Source organism: Streptomyces sp. NBC_00683, assembly GCF_036226745.1.
Lineage (GTDB): Bacteria > Actinomycetota > Actinomycetes > Streptomycetales > Streptomycetaceae > Streptomyces.
In genome coordinates this window covers 2,085,989-2,108,938 of sequence record NZ_CP109013.1, presented here as the reverse complement: position 1 = coordinate 2,108,938, position 22,950 = coordinate 2,085,989, and the positions used below count along the sequence as shown (strand labels likewise).

Annotated in this window: 16 protein-coding genes; 6 read left to right on the top strand and 10 right to left on the bottom strand. The window is 69.8% G+C overall.

All coding sequences use genetic code 11. From position 1 onward, the window contains the following. Positions 1 to 7 precede the first annotated feature (7 nt). On the bottom strand, positions 8 to 1,873 hold the full coding sequence (locus OG257_RS09235) for a siderophore-interacting protein (protein ID WP_329206398.1): 1,866 nt from the start codon (positions 1,871 to 1,873) through the stop codon (positions 8 to 10). A gap of 129 nt (positions 1,874 to 2,002) precedes the next feature. Between OG257_RS09235 and OG257_RS09230 the strand changes: the two genes are divergently transcribed. Next, entirely contained in the window at positions 2,003 to 3,610 is a 1,608-nt protein-coding gene (locus OG257_RS09230; protein WP_329206396.1) for an AraC family transcriptional regulator, read from the top strand. A gap of 413 nt (positions 3,611 to 4,023) precedes the next feature. Here the strand turns inward: OG257_RS09230 and OG257_RS09225 are convergent, their stop codons facing one another. Then, positions 4,024 to 5,553: a helix-turn-helix domain-containing protein gene (locus OG257_RS09225; protein ID WP_329206395.1), complete on the bottom strand. Its 1,530-nt coding sequence runs from the start codon at positions 5,551 to 5,553 to the stop codon at positions 4,024 to 4,026. Between the two features lie 218 nt (positions 5,554 to 5,771). After that, a complete protein-coding gene (locus OG257_RS09220) occupies positions 5,772 to 5,969 on the bottom strand; it encodes a DUF4236 domain-containing protein (protein WP_329206393.1) in 198 nt (65 codons plus the stop codon). 478 nt (positions 5,970 to 6,447) lie between these two features. Here OG257_RS09220 and acnA point away from each other — a divergent pair, with 478 nt between their 5' ends. Beyond that, on the top strand, positions 6,448 to 9,162 hold the full coding sequence (gene acnA / locus OG257_RS09215; protein WP_329206392.1) for an aconitate hydratase AcnA: 2,715 nt from the start codon (positions 6,448 to 6,450) through the stop codon (positions 9,160 to 9,162). 71 nt (positions 9,163 to 9,233) lie between these two features. Here the strand turns inward: acnA and OG257_RS09210 are convergent, their stop codons facing one another. Together OG257_RS09210 and OG257_RS09205 are read right to left on the bottom strand one after the other, a co-directional pair. Then, complete coding sequence (locus OG257_RS09210; RefSeq protein WP_329206391.1) at positions 9,234 to 9,614, bottom strand: nuclear transport factor 2 family protein; 381 nt, start codon at positions 9,612 to 9,614, stop codon at positions 9,234 to 9,236. Beyond that, entirely contained in the window at positions 9,611 to 11,014 is a 1,404-nt protein-coding gene (locus OG257_RS09205; protein WP_329206389.1) for an MFS transporter, read from the bottom strand. Before OG257_RS09205 ends, OG257_RS09210 begins: the two co-directional genes overlap by 4 nt. A gap of 127 nt (positions 11,015 to 11,141) precedes the next feature. Between OG257_RS09205 and OG257_RS09200 the strand changes: the two genes are divergently transcribed. From OG257_RS09200 to OG257_RS09190, 3 genes are all read left to right on the top strand, one after another. Beyond that, positions 11,142 to 11,702 carry a TetR/AcrR family transcriptional regulator gene (locus OG257_RS09200; protein ID WP_329206388.1) on the top strand — a complete coding sequence of 187 codons (561 nt, stop codon included), beginning with the start codon at positions 11,142 to 11,144 and terminating at the stop codon, positions 11,700 to 11,702. 13 nt (positions 11,703 to 11,715) lie between these two features. Next, positions 11,716 to 12,945: an ROK family protein gene (locus OG257_RS09195; RefSeq protein WP_329206387.1), complete on the top strand. Its 1,230-nt coding sequence runs from the start codon at positions 11,716 to 11,718 to the stop codon at positions 12,943 to 12,945. Positions 12,946 to 13,123: 178 nt separating this feature from the next. Beyond that, positions 13,124 to 14,488, top strand: a complete 1,365-nt coding sequence (locus OG257_RS09190; protein WP_329206386.1) for an alpha/beta hydrolase domain-containing protein — start codon at positions 13,124 to 13,126, stop codon at positions 14,486 to 14,488. A gap of 93 nt (positions 14,489 to 14,581) precedes the next feature. Here OG257_RS09190 and OG257_RS09185 read toward each other — a convergent pair whose 3' ends face one another. The 5 genes from OG257_RS09185 to xylA form a co-directional block, all read right to left on the bottom strand. Next, positions 14,582 to 15,961 (bottom strand): GH1 family beta-glucosidase, encoded by a 1,380-nt coding sequence (locus OG257_RS09185; RefSeq protein ID WP_329206384.1) that lies wholly within the window; start codon positions 15,959 to 15,961, stop codon positions 14,582 to 14,584. 8 nt (positions 15,962 to 15,969) lie between these two features. After that, positions 15,970 to 16,824 (bottom strand): carbohydrate ABC transporter permease, encoded by an 855-nt coding sequence (locus tag OG257_RS09180; RefSeq protein WP_329206383.1) that lies wholly within the window; start codon positions 16,822 to 16,824, stop codon positions 15,970 to 15,972. Between the two features lie 5 nt (positions 16,825 to 16,829). Beyond that, positions 16,830 to 17,801, bottom strand: coding sequence for a carbohydrate ABC transporter permease (locus OG257_RS09175; RefSeq protein ID WP_329206382.1), 972 nt, complete (start codon positions 17,799 to 17,801; stop codon positions 16,830 to 16,832). Positions 17,802 to 17,812: 11 nt separating this feature from the next. Beyond that, positions 17,813 to 19,075: an ABC transporter substrate-binding protein gene (locus tag OG257_RS09170; protein ID WP_329206381.1), complete on the bottom strand. Its 1,263-nt coding sequence runs from the start codon at positions 19,073 to 19,075 to the stop codon at positions 17,813 to 17,815. Positions 19,076 to 19,213: 138 nt separating this feature from the next. Continuing rightward, entirely contained in the window at positions 19,214 to 20,383 is a 1,170-nt protein-coding gene (xylA, locus tag OG257_RS09165) for a xylose isomerase (protein ID WP_329206380.1), read from the bottom strand. A 326-nt stretch (positions 20,384 to 20,709) separates the two neighbouring features. On the opposite strand from xylA, the gene yicI reads away from it, so the two are divergent. Then, complete coding sequence (gene yicI, locus OG257_RS09160; RefSeq protein WP_329206378.1) at positions 20,710 to 22,938, top strand: alpha-xylosidase; 2,229 nt, start codon at positions 20,710 to 20,712, stop codon at positions 22,936 to 22,938. Positions 22,939 to 22,950 lie beyond the last annotated feature (12 nt).

Below are 22,950 nucleotides of genomic sequence, written 5' to 3'. Positions count from 1 at the left end.
GAGTGGTTCAGTCGGTGGTGGAGCGGAGGAGCTCATGGACGGTGGCGCCCAGACCGACGGTGTGCGCCGACCTGCGCGTGAGGCCGGCCCGGGCGATGACGGCGTCCAGCTCCGCTGCGGTGCGAAGGCCTGAGCCGTGGCAGACCAGGCCGATCAGGTCCGCCTCGCCGTCGTGCTCGTCGAGCTCGTCGGTGTCGAAGACCTCCTCGATCAGCAGCACCCGTCCGCCGGGGACGAGGTTCTCGGCTGCCCGGCGTAGTGCGTGAGCAGCGTCGGCGTCGGGCAGGGTCTTGAAGGCGCGGCTGATGAGCACGGTGTCGGCTGCTGGGCCGGGCTCGAAGACGGACTGCTCCAGCACGCTGACCCGCGTGCGTTGCTGCTCGTCGGGAATCGTGGCGGGCAGGTCGCGGCGCAGCCAGTCGGCCTGGGCGGGCAGGGCACAGATCGTCACGCGCAGCCTTTCGTGGGCTGCGACGTACTCACGGGCGTGGGCGCCGGCACCACCGGAGTGGATCACCAGGTGCTGGACTCCGGCGAGCAGGTCGGACGTGGCGATCGGTTCGGCCAGTGCGGGCTGGAACTTCGCCAGGCGCTCCAGGTGACGGTCCTCGTAGTCCTGCTCGGCTCGCACGTCGTCAAAGGTCTGGCCGGTGACCGAGGCGTAGGCGGGCCGGCCGGTGCGGACCGACTCCGTGAGGCCGTGGATCCCGAGTATCTCGCGACCGACCACCCCGGCGGAGTGGAGCCGGTCGGCGATGAACTCGAGAGTGAGGACGTCGCCGACCGGCGTCAGGGCGTAGTGACCCGGTTCTGTCTCGGTCACCACGTCCAGGGTGTGCAGGTAACGCAGCAGCTTGCCCAGAGCGCGCTCGTCGGCGCCGACCTTGGCGGCCAACTCGGTCACGCTGGTCACGCCGCGGGAGAGCAGATCGGGAACGCCCAGCTCGACGGCGGTGCGGATCGCGATCGGCGCGACGAGCTCGGTCAGGTCGTGGAGCTTCTGGAACGGGGTGACCGTCCTCTCCGGGTCGGGTACCGCCCCGTCGGTCTCCAGTGCGACGACCTCGGAGCGACGCCAGTAGCCGGCGAAGTCGATGTCCTCCTTGGGCATGCCGCGGTCCTCGACCAGGTGCCGACGGATGTCCCGGACGGCCGTGTGCTCGCCGGCCAGCCACGCGAACGCCTGGCCCGACCACCACTCCGCACCGCGGACGGTCTCGGTGAGCAGCGACACGGTCCCGGCCGTTGCGCCGGGGCGGACCAGCCACGTCACGTCGACCCCGGGCAGCTCGCGCAGCTCCTGGCGGTGGGCGTCCTCGGCGATCTCGATGAACACCTGCGCCCGGGCGTCGGGCGGGAGCTCGTCGAGCAGGCGGCCGATCGCGGGGAGTGCGGTGCCGTCGCCTGCCACGAGCAACCAGTCGGCGCCGGTCGGGAACGCCTTGGACGTGCTCGGGCCGCTGAGGTGGATCCGGTCACCCGGCTGGGTGCGACAGGCCCACGTCGTTCCCGCGCCAACCCCGTGCTTGACGAAGTCCACGTCCAGTTCGCCGGCCTCGGGGTCCCATCGGCGGACCGTGTAGGCCCTCGACAGCGGTCGAGGATCCTTGGGCACGATCAACTTGGCCTCGCTCTGGACCGGGAGCACCGGATCGCGCTGACCCGGGTACGGGAAGTAGAACGCGAGGTCGTCGTCGAAGCCCGGGGACTCGAAGGCCGGTCGCACGAGGCCGTCCGCAGTGGTGAACGCACGCAACTGTTCGCCGCTCAGTGTGATCCGCCGCATTCCCGGGGTGATGTCGACGGTCCGGACCACCTCGACCTCACGCAGGGTCGGCGGGCGCACAGTGAGTCGGCGCGAGGTTTTGGGCATGCGGGAACTGACCTTTCTGGTCGCTTCGAGGGCAGGAGTCGCGCACCGGCATCGGGGGAGGGCGCGCCTTGCTAAGGTTAGGCGAACCTTACCTGGAGTGGTGTGCGCAGACTGCCGTAGAGTTAGGACATGGCGGTTTCCCCCTCGTTCGCCGCAGGCGCCGGCGACCCGCCGCCGATTCCGGCCGCTCGGTTGGGTTCGGCAGATGCGCCCGTACGACCGCTGCTGCTCTGGGTTCGCACCGGCGTTGCGCAGGTGCGCCTCGACGGCGGGCCGGTGCTCCACCTCAAGGCCGGCGAAGGCGCCTGGATTCCCCCAGAGGGCTGGTCAGAGCGGGCGATCATCACTGAGCCGGGCACTGTCGCCTTCCCGCTGTGGCCCCACGCCGGCGTCGGCGCTTGGGGACCGTCGGAACTGACACGGTTCGACGTTCCCAGTGGCTGGCAGGACTGGTTGATCCAGCTCTTCAACCTGCAGGTCACCCCTTTCAGCGGCCACGGGTACTCCCCCGAGGCGATCGAGGAGCTCCTTTGGCGTCCTGGCTCGCGCTCGCCGGCGCCCGTAGAGGTCGGGCGAAATCCGAGCTCGGAGGGGTTCGCCTCGCCGGCGATGCCGCGAGCCCTCGGCGCCAGAGCGGTCGCGGAGGAACTGATGCGCGACCCCGCGCTCGACCTCACGGTCGAGCAATGGGCTTCGCGGGTGCTCGCCGGCGCGCGCAGCCTTCGCCGTGACTTCCTCGCCGACACCGGGCTCACGTTCGAGCAGTGGCGGCTGCTCTGCCGGCTCGGCGCTGCCGCGGAGCTCCTCGCTGCCGGTTACGACGTGGACCAGGTGGCCGCTCGAGTGGGCTTCGCCAGCCGCAACGGCCTCACGCGGGCCTTCAAGGGACGGTTCGGACTGACCCCCCACGAGTTCGGACGGGAGCTCTCCGCCCGACCTCGCGCCGGCGGGCTGACGCAACGGGCAGCGGCGGCACGGCAGAGCGACGACCTGATCCGGATGATGCGCAAGACGGACACTCCCGCTGCGCCTGAGATGCTGCCCGCGGCCAGCACGCCGTCGCACACCAACGACATCCACGTCCTCAGCTGGATGTATCGAGGCAGCGGGTACCTGGACATCGGCGACCAACGCTACGAGCGGGAGCGGGGGGTGGCGACCTGGATCCCCGCAGAAATGGAGCATGTCACCGGCCTCCGCGAGAACTCCGTCTCCCTGCCGCTGGGCAACGCGAGTACCGGCGACCTCCAACTGACAGTGCCGCTGCAGGTGCGGTTCTCCCCTGCGTGGGACGACTACTTGATGTTCTGCTCGATCAGCGCCCGGTCCGGACTGCGCCCTGACGACCACAACCCCCGCCACATCCTCGACCTGTTCGCGGAACAGGTCGCCGCGCAGCGAGCGCTGTCGGTGCCGATGCCCACCGATCCGCGCGCGCGTGCTGTCGCGATGGAGTACTTGCGTCGTATCGGCGAGTCCGGCGGGACGCATGATGTCGATGTCCGCGCTGAGATCCACCGTGCCTTCCGTGACGAGACAGGTATGACACTGGGTCGCTGGCGTTATGCCGCCCGCATGCGCATCGCTCGCGACCTGCTCGCCGGGGGCGCCCCGCCCAGCGCCGTCGCGCGCCGGACCGGGTACGCACACCTACCCACGTTCAGCGCCGCCTTCTCCCGCTTTCACGGACTGTCTCCGCGCGACTATCAGCGGCGCGAGTCCGAGCGGAATCGGTAGCACCGTTGCTGTCCTGTAAATCGACCCTGTCCGCCGCGATCAGAGGTCGTTGTGTCCGTCTGCGACAGAGGCCACGTCCGGGTCGGGCGAGGGTGCCTTGCCGGAAGGGTCGTCCGATTCGGCCGCGGATGATGCTGAGGGCGGACCGGGTCGCGGGCCAGGGCGTCGGCGTTCTTCGAAGGCGTCCGTTTCGTCAGAAGTAGCTTCTGACCCACCTACCTGGTCGGCCCGGTCCTGGGGCTCTCCGCCGCTCAACGGCGACCGGCGGTGTCGTCTTCGCTGTGCGAGCGGAGTGGTTCGAGTCGCGGGTCGAGACTTCCGTCCCCGCTTTCGCGAACGAAAGCGGGGACCTGCCTTCTCCTCATACTGAGGCGTCGCGCCCCTTGCCCCCAAGGGGCGCGACACCCCGCCGGTCAGATGTCGCGGAAGATCTCGATCTGCGCACCCACCGAGTTGAGCCGTTCCGCCAGCTCCTCGTACCCGCGGTTGATCACGTACACGTTGCGCAGTACGGACGTGCCCTCGGCCGCCATCATCGCCAGCAGCACCACCACGGCCGGCCGCAGCGCCGGCGGGCACATCATCTCTGCGGCGCGCCAGCGGGTCGGGCCCTCGACCAGGACCCGGTGCGGGTCCAGGAGTTGCAGTCGGCCGCCGAGGCGGTTGAGGTCCGTGAGGTAGATCGCGCGGTTGTCGTAGACCCAGTCGTGGATCAGGGTCTTGCCGTGCGCGGCGGCGGCGATGGCCGCGAAGAACGGCACGTTGTCGATGTTCAGCCCGGGGAACGGCATCGGGTGGATCTTGTCGATGGGCGCCTCCAGCTTGGAGGGCCGGACCGTGAGGTCCACGAGCCTGGTGCGGCCGTTGTCGGCGGCGTACTCCGTCGTGCGGTCGCAGTCGACGCCCATCTCCTCCAGGACCGCGAGCTCGATCTCCAGGAACTCGATCGGGACCCGGCGGATCGTCAGCTCGGACTCCGTGACCACGGCGGCGGCCAGCAGGCTCATCGCCTCGACCGGGTCCTCGGAGGGGGAGTAGTCGACATCGACGTCGATCTCCGGCAGACCGTGCACCGTGAGGGTCGTCGTCCCGACACCGTCCACGCGTACGCCGAGCGCCTCCAGGAAGAAGCACAGGTCCTGGACCATGTAGTTGGAGGAGGCGTTGCGGATGACGGTCGTGCCGTCGTGCCGGGCGGCGGCCAGCAGCGCGTTCTCGGTCACGGTGTCGCCGCGCTCGGTCAGCACGATGGGGCGGTCGGGCCGGACCTCGTGGTCGACCTGCGCGTGGTAGAGGCCGTCGGTCGCCGCGATGTCCAGGCCGAAGCGGCGCAGCGCGATCATGTGCGGCTCGATGGTCCGCGTACCGAGGTCGCAGCCGCCCGCGTACGGCAGCGTGAAGCGGTCCATGCGGTGCAGCAGCGGGCCGAGGAACATGATGATCGACCGGGTCCGGCGCGCGGCGTCCGCGTCGATGGCGTCCAGGTCGAGGCGTACGGGCGGCTGGATCTCGAGGTCTACGCCGTCGTTGACCCAACGGGCGCGCACGCCGATGGAGTTGAGTACCTCCAGGAGTCGGAAGACCTCCTCGATGCGGGCCACCCGGCGCAGTACGGTGCGGCCCTTGTTGAGCAGCGAGGCGCAGAGCAGTGCGACACAGGCGTTCTTGCTCGTCTTGACGTCGATGGAGCCGGAGAGCCGGCGTCCGCCGACGACCCGCAGGTGCATGGGCCCGGCGTAGCCGAGCGACACGATCTCGCTGTCGAGGGCCTCGCCGATGCGGGCGATCATCTCAAGGCTGATGTTCTGGTTGCCGCGCTCGATGCGGTTGACGGCGCTCTGGCTGGTGGCGAGCGCCTCGGCAAGCTGGGTCTGTGTCCAGCCGCGGTGCTGGCGGGCGTCACGGATGAGCTTGCCGATACGTGCGAGGTAGTCGTCTTCCATGGCTGCACGCTATCTCACATATGAGATGAAGCTCGTGCGGGGGGTGTGGGGTTGGAGTGGATGTCGGGTGCCGGGCGGGCGCGCCGGGCGGTTCCGGGCGGTGCGCCGTCGGGCCCGGTGGCGTGCCGGGCGGTGCCGGACCGCAGGCGGGCGCCCGTCTACACGGTCGTTCGCGCCATGCGGTCCGGCATGCGGGGCTCGGCCGAACGGGTGAGCGGTCAGCCGCGGCGGCGGGTAGTGGTCTTCCGCCAGCCGAAGGGGCCCGGCAGGTCCATCGACGTGGTGCGTCGGCCGGTGCTGCTGGTGGTGCGCTTCGGTCCGTGCCGGCCGCCGGTCGTGACGGACCATGAACGACGGTTGATGTTCAGCCGGACGCCCGGAAGGATCCGGAAGCTCTTGCGGAATGTGAGCGGCATCTGCGCCTCCTCTGTCAGGAGTACGGGTGTCCCGAAGTCGTCCGTCCATGCGTGGGAATGTGGCGCGCTCCGGTCGGGAGCCGGCTCGCCGTGCCGGGTCGGGCCCCGCGATGCGGATGCCCGGTGCATCAGGTGACGAGCGCGGGGTACCCGCACTCGTGCTTCGAGGAGATGTTCGACCCTTGCTGCGCCCTCGCCGTGCCTGTGCCGCACCTTCGGCCGGAATCGCTCGATCTTCACCGGTGGACGCGCCCCGTCGCGGAGTGGCGCCGGACACGGGCGCCCGGGCATGACCGCGCGGCGGCGATGTACTAGAGTTATCTCGACATCGAGATATCTGCCGAGGCGCACCGCAGTCGCCGCCGGTAAGGGTTACCTAACTAATCCTTACCTTAGCGGATGGTGGGGGCCGTAGGCGGCGCCGGCCGCACATGAGGCGCGGCGCGGTTGAACGCGCACATTGAAGAAGGAGACTGTCGTGTCGGCGAACAGCTTCGACGCCCGCAGCACGCTGCGCGTGGGCGACGAGTCGTACGAGATCTTCAAGCTGGACAAGGTCGAGGGCTCCGCGCGCCTCCCTTACAGCCTGAAGGTGCTGCTGGAGAACCTGCTCCGCACCGAGGACGGCGCGAACATCACCGCCGACCACATCCGGGCGCTCGGCGGATGGGACTCGCAGGCCCAGCCCAGCCAGGAGATCCAGTTCACGCCGGCCCGCGTGATCATGCAGGACTTCACCGGCGTTCCGTGTGTCGTCGACCTCGCCACCATGCGTGAGGCCGTGAAGGAGCTCGGCGGCGACCCGGCGAAGATCAACCCGCTGGCCCCGGCCGAGCTGGTCATCGACCACTCAGTCATCGCCGACAAGTTCGGCACCAACGACGCGTTCGCGCAGAACGTCGAGCTGGAGTACGGCCGCAACAAGGAGCGCTACCAGTTCCTGCGCTGGGGCCAGACCGCCTTCGACGAGTTCAAGGTCGTCCCCCCGGGCACCGGCATCGTCCACCAGGTCAACATCGAGCACCTGGCGCGCACGGTCATGGTCCGAGGCGGCCAGGCCTACCCCGACACCCTCGTCGGCACCGACTCGCACACCACGATGGTCAACGGCCTCGGCGTGCTGGGCTGGGGCGTCGGCGGCATCGAGGCCGAGGCCGCGATGCTCGGCCAGCCGGTCTCCATGCTCATCCCGCGCGTCGTCGGCTTCAAGCTGACCGGTGAGCTCCCGGCCGGCACCACCGCCACCGACCTCGTGCTGACCATCACCGAGATGCTCCGCAAGCACGGCGTCGTCGGCAAGTTCGTCGAGTTCTACGGTGAGGGCGTCGCCGCCACCTCCCTCGCGAACCGCGCCACCATCGGCAACATGTCGCCGGAGTTCGGCTCCACCGCCGCGATCTTCCCGATCGACGACGAGACGCTGAAGTACCTGCGCCTGACCGGCCGCGACGCGCAGCAGGTCGCGCTCGTCGAGGCGTACGCCAAGGAGCAGGGCCTCTGGCTGGACCCGGCCGCCGAGCCGGACTTCTCCGAGAAGCTGGAGCTCGACCTCTCCACGGTCGTCCCCTCCATCGCCGGCCCGAAGCGCCCGCAGGACCGCATCGTCCTCGCGAACGCCAAGGCGCAGTTCGCCCAGGACGTACGCAATTACGTCGCGGACGACGAGGAGGCGGGCAAGGAGTCCTTCCCGGCCTCCGACTCCCCGGCCACCGCCAACGGCGTCCCGTCGAACCCGGTCACCGTCACCGCCCCCGACGGCACGACGTACGAGATCGACCACGGCGCCGTCACCGTCGCCGCGATCACCTCCTGCACCAACACCTCGAACCCGTACGTCATGGTCGCCGCGGCGCTCGTGGCGAAGAAGGCGGTCGAGAAGGGCCTGACCCGCAAGCCGTGGGTCAAGACCACCCTCGCCCCGGGCTCCAAGGTCGTCACCGACTACTTCGACAAGGCGGGCCTGACCCCGTACCTCGACAAGGTCGGCTTCAACCTCGTCGGCTACGGCTGCACCACCTGCATCGGCAACTCCGGCCCGCTGCCGGAAGAGGTCTCCAAGGCGGTCAACGAGCACGACCTGGCCGTCACCTCGGTGCTCTCCGGCAACCGCAACTTCGAGGGCCGGATCAACCCCGACGTCAAGATGAACTACCTGGCGTCCCCGCCGCTGGTCGTCGCGTACGCCATCGCCGGTTCGATGAAGGTCGACATCACGAAGGACGCCCTCGGCGTCGACCAGGACGGCAAGCCCGTCTACCTCCAGGACATCTGGCCCTCCGAGGCCGAGGTGAACGACGTCGTCGCCAACTCCATCGGCGAGGACATGTTCAACAAGTCCTACCAGGACGTCTTCGCGGGCGACGCCCAGTGGCAGGCGCTGTCGATCCCGACCGGCAACACCTTCGAGTGGGACGCCGAGTCCACCTACGTGCGCAAGCCCCCGTACTTCGAGGGCATGACGATGGAGACGACCCCGGTCGAGGACATCACCGGCGCCCGTGTCCTGGCCAAGCTCGGCGACTCGGTCACCACCGACCACATCTCCCCGGCCGGTGCGATCAAGGCCGACACCCCGGCCGGCAAGTACCTCACGGAGCACGGCATCGAGCGCCGTGACTTCAACTCCTACGGCTCGCGCCGTGGTAACCACGAGATCATGATCCGTGGCACCTTCGCCAACATCCGTCTGCGCAACCAGATCGCGCCGGGCACCGAGGGCGGCTTCACCCGCGACTTCACCCAGCCCGACGCGCCGGTGTCGTTCATCTACGACGCCTCGCAGAACTACCAGGCCGCGGGCACCCCGCTCGCGATCCTGGCGGGCAAGGAGTACGGCTCCGGCTCGTCCCGCGACTGGGCCGCCAAGGGCACCGCGCTCCTCGGCGTCAAGGCCGTCATCGCCGAGTCCTACGAGCGCATCCACCGCTCGAACCTCATCGGCATGGGCGTCCTGCCGCTCCAGTTCCCGGAGGGCCAGACCGCGGAGAGCCTCGGCCTGACCGGCGAGGAGAGCTTCTCCTTCACCGGTGTGACCGAGCTGAACAACGGCACCACGCCGCGCACCGTCAAGGTCACCACCGACACCGGTGTGGAGTTCGACGGCGTCGTCCGCATCGACACCCCCGGCGAGGCGGACTACTACCGCAACGGCGGCATCCTGCAGTACGTGCTCCGCAGCCTGATCCGCAAGTAGGGTCGGCGTACGGACGAAAAGGGCCGCATCCCCGGCAACGGGGGTGCGGCCCTTGTCATGCGGCCCTTCGCTCACCGGTCGACGAACTGGTGATCACTGATGATCAGGCCGTCCTCGTCGAGCACGACGAAGTCGAAGCCCACTGCGGCGGTCCTGCCCGAACCCGTCTCCACCATCTCCCAGTTGAACCGGACGGTGCCGTGGTGCCCGTCGGCGCCGGGAACGAGCCGGAACACGTGCGTCCCTGGCTCGACCCATTGCTCGTACCCTTCGGTGACCCGGCTCCGGAGCGCGTGGTGTCCGTGGAACTCTCGGGTCGGGGTGTAGTGCGAACCGCCGGACGCGAACAACGCGTCCACGGTGGCGTGCCGCAACGCCGCGTCGGGCTCGTTCCACATGGCGACGTAGCGGCGCGCGAATTCGCTGAAGTCTCTGCTGTCGATCGCGTTCATGACTGAACTCCTTCTCGGGAAGCGCCGGAAGCGTGGGAAGAGGCGGAAGGGACGGAGGCCGCCCGGGGGAGCAGCTGTGCGAGCCCTGCGAGGACCAGCGCCACGGCGATCAGGTAGGTCAGTCCGTGCAGGAAGGCGGTGGACGAGCCCTCGGCGAGACTGCCGTAGTAGAGGATCCCGATCACACCGACCCCGAGCGCCCCGCCCACCTGCTGCACCGTGTTGAGGGCCCCGGAGGCGGCACCCGCATGGTGCGGGGGGATCCCGGCCAGAACGGTGGCCATGATCGGGGCAAGGGCCAGGCCCATTCCGACTCCGTCGACGAGGAGCGCGGACGCGAGCCATCCGATCGCGGCGTCCTGAGCCACCATGACGAACAGCAGGGCCAGACCTGCCACCCGGACCAGGGCGCCGACCGCGATCACCTGGCGCCCCAGGCGAAGCATCAGCCGGGGTGCCAACAGCGAGGCCGCCAGATAGCCCGCACCGATCGGTACGAAGAGGAGCCCGGCCTCCATGGCGTCGAGACCGCGCCCTTCCTGCGCGTACAGGGCGAGGACCAGGAAGTACGCGGCCATCCCCATCGTGAACGCCGTGTAGGTGAACAGGCCGACGGTGAAGCCTCGTTCACGTAACAGGGCAAGGTCGATCAAGGGCGATTCGCGGTGCCGTCGTGCGCGGTAGGCGCCGGCCAGTGCCACCGACCCGGCGAAGGACGCCCAGGTCCACAGGGGCCAGCGCTGCTCGCGGCCTTCGATCAACGGCAGCATGAGCGCCACCAGGGAAAGGCTCACGAGGGCGGCTCCGGGGAGGTCGAGCCGCACGGCGCCCGTGGCGCGGCTTTCCGGGATCACCCGCCGCGCGACGGCCAGCACGGCGATCCCGATCGGCACATTGATCAGGAAGCAGGCGCGCCAGCCGAGCCCGAACACATCGGCGTGAATGAGTGCGCCACCGATGAGCTGCCCGAACACGGCGGCGGAACCCATGGTCAGCGCATAGGCGTTGATGGCCCGGGCCCGCTCGTGCCCGGTGTAGACGGTGCGCACGATGGCCAGCACCTGTGGCGCGAGCAGGGCGGCCGACACCCCTTGTGCGATCCTCGCGGCGACCAGGGCCCCGGGGCCCGGAGCCAGCCCGCAGGCGATCGAGGCAAGGGTGAAGAACACCATGCCGACCGAGAACATGCGGCGGCGGCCATGGATGTCGCCGAGCCGGCCGCCGACGATGAGCATGGACCCGTAGGCGAGGGCGTACCCGGCCACCACCCACTCGACCGCCGCCGCATCGGCATGGAGGTCACGCTGGGCCGTCGGGACGGCCACATTGACGATGAAGAAGTCGAGAACGGTGACGAACAAGCCGGTCAGTACAGCCGGCAGGGTGCCCGCACGAGGCATGGCCACTCCCCACATGAGGTGGAACGGACAGAGAGGGAAAGGACGGGAGATAGAACGGTCGGTCTACGTGTGGTCATAGTAGATAGACCGGTTGTTCTACCGTCAAGCCCGTGTCAGAATCGGGCTCATGACGACGAGACCGGGCCCCCGCGAACGGCTGCTGGACGCAGCCCGAGACCTCACCTACACCCACGGGGTCCACGTCGGGGTGGACGCGATCCTCAAACAGGCCGGAGTGGCCCGGCGATCCCTCTACCAGCACTTCGGCGGCAAGGACGGCCTGATCGCCGAACTCCTGCGCAGCCACCCCGGCGACGCCCGCTACCGCCAGGTCATGGACGACGCGGGTGAGGACTCACGGCACCGGATCCTGGCGGTCTTCGACGAGCTGGAGGCGATCACCCAGCGCCCCGCGTTCCGAGGATGCCGCTACACCTCGGCCGATCTGGCCCTGACCGACCCGGCCCACCCGGCCCACGCGGAGGTGCGCGCCTTCAAGGACGGCCTCCACGACCTGTTCACCACGGAGCTCACCGGCCACGGTCACCCTGCCCCGGACCTCGGCGCGGACCAGCTCCTGGTCCTGGTCGACGGCACCCTGGCCCACGCCGTCACCCGCCCCGACGCCCACCCCGCACTCGCCGCCCGAGGGATGGCGGAACTCCTGCTGGACCAGGCCGGAAGCTAGGCTCGAAGCCCTGATGAAGAACCACCTCACCTCGCCTGCGGCCAAGGCCGGACACGAGTCCGTGCGGCGGCACAACCTGAGCCTGGTCCTGCGGACCGTGCGCGACGAGGGCGAGGTCACCCGGGCCAGGGTCGCGAGTCTCGTCGGGCTCACCAGGGCCGCCGTCTCCTCGCTCGTCGAGGAACTGCTCGCCCTGGACTGCCTCAGCGAGTCCGGCAAGACCTCCAGCGGGGCGGCCGGGCGCCCCGGCACCGTACTGAAGCTGTCCCGGACCGGTCCTGCGGGGCTCGGCGTGGAGATCAACATCGACTACGTGTCGGTGTGCGCCGTCGACCTCACCGGCACCGACCGGGTCCGCGTCACCGAGCACACCGACCACCGGGGCGTCCCCGCCGCAGACGTGCTGGCCCACGCGGCCAGGCTCACCAACCGGGTCATCGGCTCCACCCGCGAGCAGGAACTGCGCGTCGTCGGCGTCGAACTGGCCCTGCCCGGCCTGGTCTCCGGAGGCGTGGTCCGCCAGGCACCCAACCTCGGCTGGAACAGGGTCGCGGCCGAGGGCATCTTCGGACAGGCACTCAGCACGCTGCGCCCCGCCGGGCGGGCCCTGGCCGTCGGATCCGACAACGAGGCCAATCTCGCGGCCCTGGCCGAGCTCTGGTTCGGCGGGCTCGGCGGCGTACGCACCTTCCTCTATCTCACCGGTGAGATCGGAGTCGGCGGAGCCCTCGTGCTCAACGGCGAAATGCTGCGCGGCGCCCACGGGTTCGCGGGGGAGATCGGGCACATGGTCGTCGATCCGCAGGGCCCGCTCTGCCGGTGCGGGGCGCGCGGCTGCCTGGAGCAGTACGCGGGCCGGGCAGCGCTGCTGGAGGCGGCCGGGATCGACCCGGACACGGGGATCCGGGGGATCGGCGAGCTGGAGCAGCGGGCCGCGGCCGGGGAGGCGCGGGCCGTTCAGGCGCTGCGGACGGCGGGGGACCGGATGGGCGTGGTGCTGGCCGGTGCGGTGAACCTCTTCGACCCGGAGGCGGTCGTCCTGGGCGGGATCTACCGGAACCTGATGCCCTGGCTGGAGGAGTCGGCGGACGCCCAGCTCACCGCGCGGGTGGTGTCGGGCCGTTGGCACGAGAACGGCAGCCGGCTGCGGGCCTCCTCGGTCTCCGGCGACGCGGCACGGGGCGCGGCCGCCCGAGTGGTGCACGACGTCATGGCGAACCCGGGCGCGTACGCGGCGCGTTGACCCGTGATCGCGGGACCGGTCCGGCCGCGTAGGTCACCCGCGCCGGTTCACGAGGCCGGTGGTTTCGCCGGTGCGCGCTCGCGGGTCCCCCGGCACCGTCGTGGGGGAGGGCGGGCGGACGACCCGCCGGCAGCAGAGAGGCGTGCTCTTGACCAAGTGGCGCACAACCCTACGGCTGGTGGTGGTCTCCCTGGCCACCGTCCTTCTGGGCACGGGTGCGACGGCGACGGCCCTCCCCACCGAGGCGGCGGACCCTGCGGCCCACCGCGCCGGCACGGCGGAACCGCGCGTGAGCGGACCGGTCGCCGGCTCCGTCCCCGGGGACCCGAAGGCGGACGACGTGGACGGCACCTATCCCTGGCTCTCGGCGCCCGGTCTCGCCGGGGCCGGTTACGTCGAGGAGGAGTTCTACCTGTCGGGGCGGGCGGACGCCTACAGCCCCGAAGGGGAAAAGGTCGCGGACGACGTGCCGTACACGACCCGCATCGTCGTGCGGCGGCCGGGCAACCCGGCGCGGTTCAACGGCACGGTGCTGACGGAGTGGCAGAACGTCAGCGCCGGCTACGACCTGGACGCCCTGTGGGCGCCCGACCAGATCACCCGCGCCGGATACGCCTGGGTCGGCGTGTCGGCCCAGCGCGTCGGCGTCGACCAACTACGCGGATGGAGCCCCGCCCGCTACGGACACCTCGACGTGACGGGGCAGGGGCGCTTCACGGCCGACGAGATGTCGTACGACGTGTACGCCCAGGCGGCCGCGGCGCTGCGCGCGGGGACCGGCAAGGTGCTCGGCCCGCTCCGGGCGCGCACGCTGCTGGGCATCGGGGCGTCGCAGTCGGCGGGCCGCATGACGGTCTACTACGACCGGGTGCTGCCCCGGACAGAGCCGGTGTTCGACGGTTACGGCTTCGTCGTCGGCTCCGCACCCACCCGCAAGGGCGGCGAGCCGGTGTTCCACGTGCTGTCGGAGACCGACGTACGCACCCCCCTCCGGCGGGACGACGACAACGGCTACCGACGCTGGGAGGTGTCCGGGGCCGCGCACTCCGGCCGGTACGGGCAGGCCTACCGCGAGCCGCTGCTCACCCGTGACCTGGGTGCGGCGCCGACGTTCTCCTGCGCCCGGCCGCCGTACAGCGAGGTGCCGCTGCACCACGTGATCGCCGCTGCCTACACGCACCTGGAGCGCTGGGTCGAACACGGTGTGCTCCCGCCAGCCGCGCCTCCCCTGGAGTTCGCCCCCGACGGCACCAAGGCGCGGGACGCCCTCGGACTGGCCCGGGGCGGTATCAGGCTCTCGCAGGTCGGGGTTCCCACCGCCCTGAACACCGGGGACAACACGGGAGAGACGTTCTGCGTGTTGTTCGGGACCCACGTGCCGTTCACCGGGGAACAGCTGAACCGGATGTATCCCACGCACGCCGGCTACGCGGCCCGGGTCGCGGCGGCCGACGCCCGTGCGGTACGGGAGGGCCACCTCCTGCCGGCCGACGCGATCGTGAACCTGCGGGACGCGGTGTCCTCGGACGTGGGCCGGGACTGACGCCACGCGGGTGCGCCGGGGGTGCGCCACGCACACACGACCGGGGGCGTACGCGCTGTCCTGCGCGCGTACGCCCCCGGTGCGATGTGGTGATCAGGCCTTGTGCGCCGCGATCAGCTGCTGGTACCAGCGGTAGCTGTCCTTGGGCGTGCGCTCCAGGGTGTCGTAGTCGACCCGGATGATCCCGAACCGCTTCGCATAGCCCAGCGCCCACTCGAAGTTGTCCAGCAACGACCAGACGTAGTAGCCCTGTACGTCGACACCGGCGTCCATGGCCGCCCGCAGCGCCGTCAGGTGGTCGCGCAGGTACTCCACCCGGTCCGTGTCGTGGACGGAACCGTCCGCCTCGACGCTGTCGAACTCCGCCGAGCCGTTCTCCGTGATGTGCACCGGCGGCAGGGCGTTACCGTACGTCTGCTTCAGGACGGTCAGCAGATCGGTGAAGGACTGCGGGACGACCGGCCAGTTCATCGCCGTCCTGCGGACGTCCGGGTAGCTCCCCTCCGCGTACCGGTTGTCCGTGGCGACGCGCAGCGCCGGGTCCGGCTCGCGGTGCGGGGCGGCGGCGATCACGATCGGCCGGTAGTAGTTGATGCCCAGGAAGTCCATCGGCTGGGAGATCAGCTCCAGGTCGCCCTCGCGGCGGAAGTCCTGCCCGGTGATCAGCTCACCCCAGGTCTCCTCCTCGGTGGCCGGGTAGCGGCCCGCGAGGAGCGGTTCCGTCCACACCAGGTTGTGCTGGGTGTCGGCGCGCACGACGGCGGCGAGGTCGGCGTCCGACTCGGTGGCCGGGACATTGCGGTCCAGGTTGAGGGTGATGCCCGCCTCGCGGACCCCCGCCGCACGCAGCGCGTTCATCGCGTGGCCGTGGCCGACCAGCAGGTGGTGCGCGGCGGCCAGTGCCCCGCGCCCCTCCTGCGCGCCCGGCGCGTGCCGGCCCACGGAGTAGCCGAGGAACGCGCTGCACCACGGCTCGTTGAGGGTGATCCAGCGCGGCACCCGGTCGCCCAGGTGCTCGGCCATGATCGCGGTGTACTCGCCGAAGCGCTCCGCCGTCTCCCGTACCCGCCAGCCGCCCCGGTCCTCCAGGGCCTGCGGCAGGTCCCAGTGGTACAGGGTGGCGGCCGGCTCGATGCCCGCCTCCAGGAGCGAGTCGACGAGCCGGGAGTAGAAGTCCAGCCCCTTGGGGTTGACCGCCCCGCTGCCCTCGGCCTGGATGCGGGACCAGGCGATCGAGAAGCGGTACGAGTCCACGCCCAGCTCGCGCAGCAGCGCCACGTCCTGCGGGTAGCGGTGGTAGTGGTCGCAGGCGACGTCACCCGTGTCGCCGCCGTCGGTCCGGCCGGGCGTGTGGCTGTAGGTGTCCCAGATGGACGGGCCGCGGCCGTCTTCCTCCACGGCGCCCTCGATCTGGTACGAGGCCGTGGCCGCGCCGAAGACGAAGCCGGGCGGGAAGACCGGGAAGTCACTCATGGGAACCCTTACTTGACGGAGCCGCCGGTGATCCCGGCGGCGATGTACTTCTGGGACAGGACGAGGAGGACCGCAGCGGGCACCGCGGAGAGCACGGACGCGGCCATGACCGAACCCCAGTCGCCGACGTGGGCCCCGATGTACTGGTAGATGCCGAGCGTGATCGGCTTGACGTCGTCCGTCGTGTTCAGCGTGAGCGCGAACATGAAGTCGCTCCACGCGTACAGGAACGAGAACAGCCCCGCCGTGATCAGGGAGTTGCGGCTCATGGGCAGGACGACCTGGATGAACGTGCGGACGCGTCCCGCGCCGTCGACCTCGGCGGCCTCGACGACCTCGCGCGGGATGGACACCATGAACGAGCGCATCAGCACGATCGCGAACGGGATGCCCAGCGAGGCGTCCGCCAGCATCAGGCCGAAGTAGGAGTTGACCAGGCCGAGGTCCACGTACGCGCTGTACAGGGCGTTGGCGATGACGATGCCCGGCACCATCTGGGTGATGAGCGTGCCGAAGACGATCGTCCTGCTGCCGCGCAGCTTGAACTGCGCCAGCCCGTAGGCGGCGGGCGCCGAGATCGCCAGGCAGATGGCCACGGCGCCGAGCGCGACGGCCAGCGACGTCAGCAGGTTCGTGCCCTGGTCGGTGATGGCCGAGGTGAAGCCGGAGAAGTCGATGCCCGTGGGCACCGGGGCCACGTCGACCAGGCTCGCGTCCGGCTGGAGGGCGGTGTTGACCATCCAGTACAGCGGGAACAGCATGACGGCGAGGATGACGACGCCGAACACGGTCGCACCCCAGCGGCGCTTGGGCCGGTGGATGGCGGGAGCCGGGGCGGCGGGGATCTGGGTGGTGGTCGCCATGCCGGTCACTTCCCCTCGTTGCGGTTGACCCGCAGGTAGAACACCGCGAAGACGGCGGAGATCAGGATCAGGATGTTGCCGACCACGGCACCGGCCCCGAAGTCCATCTGGACGAAGGAGTTCTGGTACGTGAGCGTGCCGAGCGTCTGCGTGGAGTCGGCGGGGCCGCCGTCGGTGAGGGCGAGGACCAGGTCGAGGATCTTGACCGTCGACATGAAGCCGAGCACCAGCACCACCGTGATGACGGGCTTGAGCATCGGCAGTGTCACCGAGCGGAAGGTGCGCCAGGCGGAGGCGCCGTCGAGCGAGGCCGCCTCGTGCAGTTCCTTGGGGACTTCCTGGAGGCCGCCGTAGAGGATCACCATGTTGAACGGGATGCCGATCCAGATGTTCACCAGGATCACGGACACGAGCGCCATGCTCGTGCTGGTCAGCCAGGGCGTGTCGCCGCCGATGCCGATGGTGCCCAGGAAGGAGTTGAGGACGCCCGTGTCCTGGTCGAAGATGCGCCGCCAGACGATGCCGGAGACGACCATCGGGACCAGCCACGGCAGCAGGATCAGCGAGCGCAGGACCCCGTTCAGCGGGAAGCGGCGGCTGAAGAAGACCGCGAGGGCGAGACCGATGCAGAACTGGCCGACGAGCGATCCGACGGTGAAGAGGATCGTCTGCCACAGGGCCTTGCCGAACAGCCCGTCGTCGAAGACGTTGCTCCAGTTGTCCGTGCCGTTGAACGGCGCCTCACCGGTGAAGAACGTGGACGGTGAGTAGTCCTGGAAGCTCATCACGATGTTGCGGACGAGCGGGTAGCCGAAGAACAGCGCCATGAAGATCACCGCGGGGGCGATGAAGCCCCACTGGGCGAGCTGCCTGCGGCGCTTGGCGCGTCGCGGGCTCACGGGCTTCTTGGCCGCACCGGCCGCGGGCGCTTTCGGCTCGGTGTGCGGCACGGCGGCGGAGGCTGTGGTGGATGACATGGTTCGGTACCTCAGTTCCCGCTCGTGACCTGCTGCTGGGCACGCTTCAGAGCGGCCTCGCTGGACTCGCCGGTGAGGGCGGACTGGAAGGCGCTCTGCAGGGCGAGCGACACGGACGACCACTGCGCGCCGACCTTGGCGGTACGGGAACGGGCCGTCGAGACCTGGCCGGCCAGGGCCGCCAGCTCCGGGGCCTTCGTACGCCAGACCGCGGCGGCCTTGGTGTTCGCCGGGACCATCCAGCTGTTCAGGGCGTACGTGATCTGCTCCTGCTCGCCCGCCATGCAGCCGATGATCTTGGCGGCCGTCTTCTCGCGCTCACTGTCACCGGTGTTGGGCACGGTGAGCACACCGCCGCCCAGCGGACCGACCGAGTCGTCGCCCGCCTCGGGGACGGGGATCTCGGCGATGCCCCAGTTGAGACCCTTCTTGGCGTTCAGGGTCTCGACCTGCCACGGGCCGTTGATCATCATGGCGGCGTTGCCCGCCATGAACTGGTCGTTGACGTCGGCCTGGGTCCAGTTGACCGTGGACTTGGAGAGGGATCCGTCCTTCAGGAGCGCCTTCCAGTAGTCCAGCGCACCGGCGACCTCGGGGGTGTCGAGCTTCGACTCGTCGCCGCCGTTGGACCACATGAACGGGGTGAACTGGAAGACACCGTCCTCCGCGCCGCCCGCGCTGAGCGCCAGACCGTAACGCTTGCCCTGGGTCAGCTTCTTGGCCGTCGACTGCATCTCGGCCCAGGTGGTGGGCACCTTCAGGCCGGCCTTGTCGAGGGTGTCCTTGTTGTAGAACAGCGCCAGGGTGTTCACGGTGCGCGCGGCCCCGTAGTACTTCCCGTCGAACGAGCCGAAGTCGACGATCCCCTCGGGGATGTCCGTCGTGGTCAGTCCGAGATCCTTCAGCGGGATCAGCCCGCCGGCCTCGGCGAACGTCGGCATCTCGGAGGCATCCAGCTGGAGGACGTCCGGCAGTGACTTCGACGACGCCATGCGCAGCGCCTTCGTCATCACCTGCGCGGCCGGCACGCTCTGCTGCTCGATCGTGATCCCGAGCTGCTTGCTGCAGCGCGCGAGAGTGTCGCCGTCCCAGCGGTGGTACGACTCGTCGGTCGAGGAGTTCATGACGGTGTAGACGTCGTCGTCCCTCTGCTGACCGCACCCCGACAGAACGGCGCCGGTGAGGATCGCGGAGACGACGGTGAGGGGGACGACGATCCGCCTGGTGCGGCGGCTGGGGCGTCGGTCCGTTCCGTCCGGGGATATTTCTGTCACGGTGGTGCCCTTGCATGAGGGGGTGGCCGCCCCATGGGAACGCTCCCACGGGCTGATCGTCAAGACCGTGCGCGGATTCGGCGAGGCCGCACGCGGAAGGCCGGGTGCCCGGCGGCGGACCGCCGGGCACCCGGTGCGTCAGCGGACGCCGAGCAGGTGCTCCATCGCGAGCTGGTCGAGGGCCTCGAAGGCCATCGAACGCTCGGCGGCGGCGTTCACGTCGAACTCCTCGAACGCCGAGCGGTCCGCGAGCAGGCTCTTGAGCCCGTCGGCGGCGGTCGGCTGGGCCAGCTCGTCCAGGCGGGAGGCGGTCAGGGCCTCCTGCACGGCCGGGTCGGCGCGGAAGGCCGCGGCGCGCTCCTTGAGGATGAGGTAGTTGCGCATGCAGTTCTTCGCGGACTCCCAGACGCCGTCGATGCCGTCGGTGCGCACCGGCTTGAAGTCGAAGTGGAGCGGCCCCGCGTAGTCGGAGTTCTCCAGCAGGTCGACGAGCCAGAACGCCTGGCGCAGGTCGCCGGCGCCGAAGCGGAAGTCCTGGTCGTACTTGATGCCGGACTGGCCGTTGAGGTCGATGTGGAAGAGCTTGCCCGCCCACAGGGCCTGGGCGATGCCGTGCGGGAAGTTGAGGCCGGCCATCTGCTCGTGGCCGGTCTCCGGGTTGACGCCGACCAGCTCGGGGCGCTCCAGGCGCTCGATGAAGGCCAGCGCGTGCCCGATCGTGGGCAGGAGGATGTCGCCGCGGGGCTCGTTCGGCTTGGGCTCGATCGCGAAGCGGAGGTTGTAGCCCTGCTCGGTGACGTAGTCGCCCAGCAGGTCGAAGGCCTCCTTCATGCGGTCCAGCGCCACGCGGACGTCCTTGGCGGCGCCGGACTCGGCGCCCTCGCGGCCGCCCCAGGCGACATACGTCTCGGCGCCCAGCTCGGCGGCGAGGTCGATGTTGCGGATGACCTTGCGCAGCGCGTAACGGCGCACGTCGCGGTCGTTGGACGTGAAGCCGCCGTCCTTGAACACGGGGTGCGTGAAGAGGTTGGTGGTGGCCATCGGGACCTTGAGCCCGGTGCGCTCCAGCGCCTCCTTGAAGCGCGCGATGTGGGCGTCGCGCTCGCTGTCGGAGGAGCCGAACGGAATGAGGTCGTCGTCGTGGAACGTCACACCGTGGGCGCCGAGCTCGGCCAGGCGCTCGACCGACTCGACCGGGTCGAGCGCGGGACGGGTGGCGTCGCCGAACGGGTCGTTGCCGCGCCAGCCGACGGTCCAGAGACCGAAGGTGAACCTGTCCGCGGCGGTGGGGGTGAAGCGTTCCGACATTGATCAGCCTCTTGTCGACGAAGGCGCGGGCGGCGGATCAGCCGACCGACCAATTTGTTTGCTTGCAGTACTAATACCCCACCCTGCCGTTGGTTTCCATACCGTTTCCGTGACGTATCGGTCACGTGGCGGCAGCATGTCCGATCTGCGACCTTCGTCGGCGCGGCAGTTATTCGGGCATTCCGGGTGTTCCCGTTGTGTACGGGCCCTCGTGCGCATATTTGTTTTGTGTACGATCAAAATCGAGAGGACCCGTTGGCGCGCTCGCCGCAGACGCCCTGACGTCCCGCACTTTCGTACTTCCTGAACGGCTAAGGACCCCCCCCATGAAGTTCACCGACGGCTTCTGGCAGTTGCGCAGCGGTGTGCACGCCTCGTACGCCACCGAAGTCCGCGACGTCCGCCTCGACACCGACCGCCTCGCTGCCTACGCAGCCGTCAAGCGTGTCGAACGGCGCGGTGACACCCTCAACGCCCCGCTGATCACCGTGGAGGCCCACGCCCCCGCCGAGGGCGTCATCGCCGTACGGCTCACCCACCACGCGGGCAGGCGCCGCAAGGGCCCGGACTTCGAACTGGTGGGCGCCGCCGCGCAGTCCGCCGCCACGGCACGTGAACTGGGCGCCACCGCCGAGCTGACCAGCGGCCCCCTCACGCTGCGGCTGCCCACCGAGGGTGCCTTCGGTCTGGAGTTCCTCGACGGCGACGGCCAGATCCTGACCTCCGCCGGACGCAAGGGGAGCGCGTTCGCCACCCTCCCCGACGGCAGCCACCACATGCTTGCCCAGCTCGCTCTCGGCGTGGGCGAGACCGTCCACGGTCTCGGTGAGCGCTTCACGCCCTACGTGAAGAACGGTCAGACCGTCGACATCTGGCAGGCCGACGGTGGCACGAGCAGTGAACAGGCCTACAAGAACATCCCGTTCTACCTCTCCTCGCGCGGCTACGGCGTCTTCGTCAACCACCCCGGCAAGGTCTCCTTCGAGGTGGGCTCCGAGGCCGTCGGCCAGGTGCAGTTCAGCGTCGAGGACCAGACGCTCGAGTACTTCGTCATCGCCGGCCCCACGCCGAAGGACGTCCTCGCCCGCTACACCGCACTCACCGGCCGCCCGGCCCTGCCGCCGGCCTGGTCGTTCGGCCTCTGGCTGTCCACGTCGTTCACCACCTCCTACGACGAGAAGACCGTCAACTCCTTCGTCGACGGGATGGCCGAACGCGGAATCCCGCTCAGCGTCTTCCACTTCGACTGCTTCTGGATGCGCGAGTACCAGTGGTCGGACTTCGAGTGGGACCCGGCCGCCTTCCCCGACCCGGTGGGCCAGATCGCCCGGCTCAAGGACAAGGGACTGCGGATCTGCGTCTGGATCAACCCGTACATCGCGCAGAAGGGCGCGCTGTACGAGGAGGGCGCCCGCAAGGGCTACTTCGTCGAGACCGCCGACGGCGACATCTGGCAGTGGGACAAGTGGCAGGCCGGCATGGCGCTGGTCGACTTCACCAACCCCGAGGCCACCGCCTGGTTCCAGGGCAAGCTCAAGGGGCTCCTCGACCAGGGCGTCGACGCCTTCAAGACCGACTTCGGCGAGCGCATCCCCACGGACGTCGTCTGGCACGACGGCTCCGACCCGGAGCGCATGCACAACTACTACACGCACCTGTACAACAAGGCCGTCTTCGAACTCCTGGAGAAGGAGCGCGGCCAGGGCGAAGCCGTGCTCTTCGCCCGCTCGGCGACCGCCGGCGGCCAGCAGTTCCCGGTCCACTGGGGCGGCGACTGCTGGTCCTCCTTCGGCGCCATGGCCGAGTCGCTGCGCGGCGGCCTCTCGCTGAGCCTGTCCGGCTTCGGCTTCTGGAGCCACGACATCGGCGGCTTCGAGGGCACCCCCGACCCGGCGGTCTTCAAGCGCTGGCTCGCCTTCGGCCTGCTCTCCTCGCACAGCCGGCTGCACGGCTCCTCCTCCTACCGGGTGCCGTGGGAGTTCGGCGAGGAAGCGGTCGATGTGGCCCGGCAGTTCACCCGCCTCAAGCACCGGCTGATGCCCTACCTGTACGGGGCCGCCGTCGAGGCCCACCGCACGGGCGTCCCGACGATGCGCCCGATGCTGCTGGAGTTCCCCGACGACCCGACCGCCCGCACCGTGGACCGCCAGTACCTGCTCGGCCCGGACCTCCTGGTCGCGCCCGTCTTCAGCGAGGACGGCCAGGTCGAGTACTACGTCCCCGAGGGCACCTGGACCCACCTGCTGACCGGCGAGACGGTCACCGGCCCCGGGTGGCGCCGCGAGACCCACGGCTTCGACAGCCTGCCGGTCCTGGTCCGCCCGGGTGCGGTCCTGGCCCTGGGCGCGGACGATTCGCGCCCGGACGGGGAGTGGCTCGACAACCTGGAACTCCGCGTGTTCGCACCGGCCGGAACGGGCGACTTCACCCGCACGGTGACGGTCCCCGACCTCACGGGCGCACCCGCGGCGACGTACGAAGTGGTCCGCAAGGGCGGCGAGGTCCGGGTCGCGACGGACACGGACCAGCCGTACACCGTCACGGTCGTAGGCTGATCCTTTGAGCCG

What these genes read in the sequence shown, in the direction of transcription:
- OG257_RS09235 (WP_329206398.1), bottom strand. Translation starts at nt 1,873, where the DNA reads ATGCCCAAAACCTCGCGCCGACTCACTGTGCGCCCGCCGACCCTGCGT.
- OG257_RS09230 (WP_329206396.1), top strand. Translation starts at nt 2,003, where the DNA reads ATGGCGGTTTCCCCCTCGTTCGCCGCAGGCGCCGGCGACCCGCCGCCG.
- OG257_RS09225 (WP_329206395.1), bottom strand. Translation starts at nt 5,553, where the DNA reads ATGGAAGACGACTACCTCGCACGTATCGGCAAGCTCATCCGTGACGCC.
- OG257_RS09220 (WP_329206393.1), bottom strand. Translation starts at nt 5,969, where the DNA reads ATGCCGCTCACATTCCGCAAGAGCTTCCGGATCCTTCCGGGCGTCCGG.
- OG257_RS09210 (WP_329206391.1), bottom strand. Translation starts at nt 9,614, where the DNA reads ATGAACGCGATCGACAGCAGAGACTTCAGCGAATTCGCGCGCCGCTAC.
- OG257_RS09205 (WP_329206389.1), bottom strand. Translation starts at nt 11,014, where the DNA reads ATGCCTCGTGCGGGCACCCTGCCGGCTGTACTGACCGGCTTGTTCGTC.
- OG257_RS09200 (WP_329206388.1), top strand. Translation starts at nt 11,142, where the DNA reads ATGACGACGAGACCGGGCCCCCGCGAACGGCTGCTGGACGCAGCCCGA.
- OG257_RS09195 (WP_329206387.1), top strand. Translation starts at nt 11,716, where the DNA reads ATGAAGAACCACCTCACCTCGCCTGCGGCCAAGGCCGGACACGAGTCC.
- OG257_RS09185 (WP_329206384.1), bottom strand. Translation starts at nt 15,961, where the DNA reads ATGAGTGACTTCCCGGTCTTCCCGCCCGGCTTCGTCTTCGGCGCGGCC.
- OG257_RS09180 (WP_329206383.1), bottom strand. Translation starts at nt 16,824, where the DNA reads ATGGCGACCACCACCCAGATCCCCGCCGCCCCGGCTCCCGCCATCCAC.
- OG257_RS09175 (WP_329206382.1), bottom strand. Translation starts at nt 17,801, where the DNA reads ATGTCATCCACCACAGCCTCCGCCGCCGTGCCGCACACCGAGCCGAAA.
- xylA (WP_329206380.1), bottom strand. Translation starts at nt 20,383, where the DNA reads ATGTCGGAACGCTTCACCCCCACCGCCGCGGACAGGTTCACCTTCGGT.
- yicI (WP_329206378.1), top strand. Translation starts at nt 20,710, where the DNA reads ATGAAGTTCACCGACGGCTTCTGGCAGTTGCGCAGCGGTGTGCACGCC.